The organism is Desulfobulbus sp. (assembly GCF_030824455.1).
In the GTDB taxonomy this organism is placed as follows: domain Bacteria; phylum Desulfobacterota; class Desulfobulbia; order Desulfobulbales; family Desulfobulbaceae; genus Desulfobulbus.
The window spans coordinates 1-4,221 of record NZ_JAVBXR010000017.1 but is presented as its reverse complement, the minus strand read 5'-3'; the positions used below and the strand labels follow the sequence as shown (position 1 = coordinate 4,221).

3 protein-coding genes are annotated in these 4,221 nt (G+C 57.5%); all 3 read right to left on the bottom strand.

The genetic code is table 11. From position 1 onward, the window contains the following. Nucleotides 1–375: 375 nt before the first annotated feature. A complete protein-coding gene (locus RCH93_RS02975) occupies nt 376–1,902 on the bottom strand; it encodes a choice-of-anchor I family protein (protein WP_306546825.1) in 1,527 nt (508 codons plus the stop codon). A 107-nt stretch (nt 1,903–2,009) separates the two neighbouring features. Next, complete coding sequence (locus RCH93_RS02970) at nt 2,010–2,462, bottom strand: gamma-glutamylcyclotransferase family protein (protein ID WP_306546824.1); 453 nt, start codon at nt 2,460–2,462, stop codon at nt 2,010–2,012. Then, nucleotides 2,459–3,808: a radical SAM protein gene (locus RCH93_RS02965; RefSeq protein ID WP_306546823.1), complete on the bottom strand. Its 1,350-nt coding sequence runs from the start codon at nt 3,806–3,808 to the stop codon at nt 2,459–2,461. The genes RCH93_RS02970 and RCH93_RS02965 overlap by 4 nt, the downstream gene beginning before the upstream one ends. Between the last annotated feature and the right edge of the window lie 413 nt (nt 3,809–4,221).

Below are 4,221 nucleotides of genomic sequence, written 5' to 3'. Positions count from 1 at the left end.
AGGCGCCAGGGTGAGAAGAGATTTTCGCATTTCGAGAGGCTATATGCCTTTGACACTTCGTCTCTTCTCCTCACCCCAGCTTATCTAATTTTTCGACTCTTGCCTTTATATGACAGCCCCAAAGAAACGGTTCAGAAGGCTCGGCTGCTTGCTTGGTCGGAATTAGGTATAGTGTCCCCCGAATTCCCTCGCAAAGATCCCGAGATCTCTCCCTTGCGGTCGAGATGACACACCTTCGTCGACCAGGTTTGGCGCACTCCTACCCGCAGCCTGGATGAAGTGCAACGGAATCCGGGAATACTTCACATCATCCCCCGGATTCCGCAGGCTGCATCCGGGCTACGGTCGCCGGCCAGTTCTCTTGAGAATAGGCTGTTATTTACGGCGCCGGCCGGCAATGGCAAGGCCAAGAAGACCGCAGGAGAAGAGCGCAATCGATCCCGGTTCCGGAACCGGTTGAACATCAAGTTGATACAGGGTGCTGGTTTTGCTCCCTTCATTGGCCACAGCCAACCAGTAGTCGCCGTCGTGGCCGTAGGCAAGCAACCCTTCCGGCGCCGTGTCGCCTTCATGAAAAATCAGGCTGAGAAAATCCGGGTTGGTCGGGTCGGTGATATTGAAGGCCAAGATGGCGTTGCTCCGCTCCAAGCCAATAAAGGCCAGGGTGGCGCCGTCGGCCTTCAGCAGGGCCACGCCCTCCGGCTCAGGTCCCTTGTTGTCGCTGCGGCCGTCATCCAGCAAATCGGGATAATTCTCTCTGAGGTAGATTTCGATAAAATCGCCGCTGTCCCATACCAGTTTGCCTTGGGCGTCCCAAATTGAAAATGACCGGGAACCGTAGGAAAAGAGTTGGTCATAATCTCCATCGCCATCAGTGTCGCCGTCAATGGCGGAGATCTCGAGCTTGCCCAGGTTTTCCTTTTTCTGTAGGTTGGCCGCGTCGGGAAAAGCTGTGGGATCAAGCTTTACCTCTCCTACGCTTTTCGTCTCGTTTCGTGAATCTCCCTCATTGGCAGTGACGTAATAATCCTTGCCGTTAACCTGGTAGGCGGCAATGGCGTCCGGCATGTATACGCCCTGCACCGGCCAGTTCTGGACATTTCCCTTGAGATCATCCTTATTGGAAGCATCAATGCCGTTGCCGGCCACACTGTGATCCTTGGTCCCCAGAGCAAGGATTTCAGAGACGGTGTTGCTGGTCAGGTCGACCACCGCCAGGCTGTTGTTCTCCTGCAGGGTCACGTAGGCGGTTTTTCCATCGGGGCTCACGGCAATGTATTCCGGTTCCAGATCGTCCGCCGCACTTCGATCCGGGAAAATACGGACTCCCTGGCTGCGCAAAGCATCTTCCTGGCCGTTGTAGGCCTCGAAACCGGCGGTGGATACAGTGTAGCCGCTCTCGATGATGCTGATCGAACCAACCGCATCATGGGTATCGTCGTAGCCTTCGCCTTCATTGGCCACCAGCAGGCGACCATCCTGGGTGAACACCACCATGTCCGGATTGGCTCCCACGGTTACCTCGGCAAGCTTGTTGGAGTTCAGGTCAAAAAAGAGCACCTTGCCGGGATCTGTTTTCACCTCCGCGCTGAGGGCCACTGCAACCCGGCCATCCTTGATGGCGATCGAGTTGGCGTCGCCAATACCGCTCAGGTCAATGGTCTCGACCCGATTTCCAGTGGCGGCGTCGAGGATGTCAATTCCCTCCGTGCCGACGACCCACAGGCGATTGTTGCTCTCGTCACGGGCGATAATCTCGGCTGTGGTGGAAGCGGAACCGGTCTTGGCCTCATGGCTTGTGGTCCACTGGCGGCTCCAGGTTAATTCAACGGCTGTGGCCTGAGCCACGACTGGCGCCAGGCAGGCGCAGGTTACGGCAAGTGCGGCGAAACGTTTTTTCATAATCTCCCTCCTGTTTTTATCAATCACCCCGCCCATTGGCGAGCAGGAGGTCAAGATTATGTGAACAATGTTAACTTGCGGTTAACAGTTCGTTAAAAAAACAATTTTCACCCTTCAGGCTCGCCTCGGCTCCCTTCCGGAATGAATCGCCGGATGGTCTGCTGCAGGTATTCCGGGGAAAGCTGTGCATCCCGCACGGCCATATTCATTCTTTCCACATACTCATCTTGAGGGCGACCTTCAGCGACAATGGGGTCGATGTACGCCAGGGCGATCAACGCTTCCCCATTGCTGCGCACCGTCACGGCGGATTTGCGATAATTGCCCTCGGCCACCCCTTCAAAATGATCCAGTTTGATTTCGTCCTCGGCCGAGAGAAGAAACAGCAACCCCTCCACCATCTCCTGCGGGTCGGGAACAATATTGGCGTAGCCCCGGGAGGTGATGATCCAGCGATATCCCCGCAACACGCTCGCTCCCTTCAGGGGACTGTTTGGGCAGCGCCGGGCCATCTGGGCCAGATGCATGTTGGAGCCGTAGGCAAAGTAGATCCGGCTCATTCCGCCCTCTCGGCCATGTTGCCGGCTCTGTTCACCAATACCTGCGCAACCGCAGGCGTCTTGTTGTGATCTGCAGGGGCAAAAGACTGAAGCCGCGTATAATCCGGGGCGCGACGGCCGTCATACAGATTGCAGGCGCGGGCATAACGGCAATCTTCCGCCCACAAGCGCAAAAACTGCGGGTCACGGCGATGTTCGCCAACCAGCCGCATCGGCTGCGACAACCCGCGCAGAAGGGGCCCGAACAGCTCCGAGGGGTCACGGAAACATTCCCAGTCGCACCGGCGGCATGCTGTTTGACGGTTGGCCCAGAGGATTTGGGGATCGAGCTCCCACAGCCGACCCATGGGTTCCGCCCCGCGATAGCCGCAGGGATAGGTCTGGCCATGGACGCTGTCGACAAAGAGGTAATCGATTCCGCCCCGGCACGGGTAGCCTTGCTCCTCCCGGCCGCTATGCTGATTGATCAGGCTGTGCAGCGAGGACAGGGGCGTAACAATGCGCAGCCGCGAACGAAATTTCTTCGCCGTCTCGGCCAGAGCCTGGTACAGCAGCACCTTTTCCCGCTCACTGAAACAGACCAGCCGCTCTGCGGCGGTGGCGCCGTACACCGCCTGCAAACCCGAGGCGTCGGCGTCGACGCTCATGGGGTAACAGGCGCTGGTGAGGGTGAAGCCCATGTCGAGCAGAAGCCGATACAACCGCTCAAGACCATTGCCAAAAGCCAGGGAAAACCGTTCCTCAGGGGCGGCGTCTCCGGTCAGCGGTTGCAGTTGGGCGGTTTCTTGGGTGAGATTGCGATTGAGGCCGACATTGGCCGAAGGATAGATGCCGTGGGCATGAAAAATTGGCAGGGCCTTGGCAATGCCGCTCAATACGCCGGGAAATCCGCGCATGGCGTCGTGGATTGCCGGCTCGGCCGAATCAACGGAGAACCAGAGATTACGCAGCGGGGTGGCGGCCAAGGCTTCGGCCAGCGACTTGACCCGATCGTTGAAACAGGGATCCTGGTGATTGCGAAAGAGAAAGCCGTTGGTGCCGGTGCGGATATAGCGAAATCCAACCTTTCCGGCATAGGTGATCAATGCAATCAAATCGTCCCGGAAAAGCAGGGGCTCCCCGCCGGTGAACGAGACCATGCGCATACCCTGCCGGGCCCCGGCGTCGAGCAGTCGCTTCACATACACATTGTCCAGGCGCGTGCGCTGAAAGCGGTTGAGCACCCGCATGCCGCACTGCGGACAGCGGGCGTTGCACCGATCGGTGAGCTGAATGATCAGCTGCCCCGGCGCCTGTCCGCGAAAAAGTCGACCCAATGTCCCCAGCGTTTCCCCAAACCTACCCATAGTTGCTCCTTATCAATAAAAAAAACCGGTCATAACGCCTCTTCAGGCTCGTAATGACCGGTTGTACCACATCAGCAAGGAGGCAATCGTTAGGCCTTGGTTACAGGTTTGTTGGGTGTTTGTTGCGGATTTACCGGCGTGCTTCTGGTCGACGCGAGTTCTCGACCGAAAAGCAACCGGCAGCGTCGCGTTGCTGCTCTGGCGGAAAAACAGTTCTGACACTTTTTCTTCTTCTTTAAGCTAACGAGGAGCTGAGACGCGCGCGGGTTTTGCGCGTCGATTCCCAAACCATTTGTGTACGCCCGGCATGGGCGTGATCTCATGGGGTGTAAGTCCCCTGTATGTAAACCCTGTTACTGTCGTGATGACAGGAGCATAAATACTAGCCGAAAGCAAGGGCGATCTCGCGAGGG